This window comes from Pectobacterium hainanensis (assembly GCF_046237015.1).
Lineage (GTDB): Bacteria > Pseudomonadota > Gammaproteobacteria > Enterobacterales > Enterobacteriaceae > JBJYIN01.
Genome location: NZ_JBJYIN010000039.1, coordinates 1 through 1,247 on the forward strand (window position 1 = coordinate 1; position 1,247 = coordinate 1,247).

General features: G+C 52.3%; 1 protein-coding gene. It reads left to right on the forward strand.

Annotated features, from left to right (window positions below):
- Positions 1 to 66 precede the first annotated feature (66 nt).
- Positions 67 to 1,217 (forward strand): IS3 family transposase gene (locus ACKPVM_RS20405; protein WP_342414454.1). Its coding sequence is split into 2 segments (ribosomal slippage): positions 67 to 325 and positions 325 to 1,217, totalling 1,152 coding nucleotides; the frame shifts between segments, so codons are not numbered across the junction.
- The last annotated feature ends 30 nt before the right edge of the window (positions 1,218 to 1,247 follow it).

Here is a 1,247-nt window from a genome sequence, read left to right on the forward strand (position 1 = left end):
TGATCTTACCCAGCATTAGTGGACACGCGACTAAGTGAGTAAACTCTCTACCAGAGGTGATTACTCATGACAAAACCAGCATCAACCAATAAGAAACCCCGTAAGCAACATACGCCCGAATTCCGCGATGAAGCTCTGAAACTCGCTGAACGCATCGGTGTCGCTGCCGCTGCTCGTGAACTCAGTCTGTACGAATCCCAGCTCTATAACTGGCGTAGTAAGCAACAGAGCCAGACAACTACCTCTGAGCGAGAGAGTGAACAGGCCGCAGAGATTGCCCGCCTCAAGCGCCAACTGGCAGAGAGAGATGAGGAACTGGCCATTCTCCAAAAGGCCGCGACATACTTCGCGAAGCGCCTGAAATGAAGTATGTCTTTATTGAAAAGCATCAGGCTGAGTTCAGCATCAAAGCCATGTGTCGGGTGCTTCGGGTTGCCCGCAGCGGTTGGTATGTCTGGCGTTGTCGCCGCCATCAGGTTAACTCGCGTCAGCAGTTCCGGCTCACTTGTGATGAAGCGGTCCGTAAAGCCTTCGCTGAGGCGAAACAGCGCTATGGTGCGCCACGCCTTGCTGATGAGTTGCCTGAGTACAACATCAAAACCATCGCAGCCAGTCTGCGTCGTCAGGGGCTACGGGCGAAAGCCAGCCGTAAATTCAGTCCGGTCAGCTACCGTGAACATGGCCTGCCGGTATCGGAAAACCTGCTGAAGCAGAACTTTATCGCCAGTGGCCCGAACCAGAAGTGGGCTGGTGATATCACGTATCTTCGCACAGATGAAGGCTGGCTCTATCTGGCCGTTGTGATTGACCTGTGGTCACGGGCGGTAATTGGCTGGTCGATGTCATCACGAATGACGGCACAACTGGCTTGTGATGCGTTACAGATGGCGCTCTGGAGACGTAAACGCCCAGAGAATGTCATTGTTCATACAGATAGAGGCGGACAGTATTGTTCAGCGGATTATCAGGCGTTGCTGAAACGACATAGTCTACATGGCAGCATGAGCGCAAAGGGTTGTTGCTACGATAACGCCTGCGTGGAAAGCTTCTTTCACACACTGAAAGTGGAATGCATCCACGGGGAACGCTTTAGTAGCAGGGAAATGATGCGCTCAACGGTATTTAATTATATTGAGTGCGATTATAATCGCTGGCGTCGTCACAGTGGTTGTGGCGGTCTCAGCCCGGAACAATTTGAAAACCAGAACCTCGCTTAGGGCTGTGTCCACATTACGTGGGTAGGATCA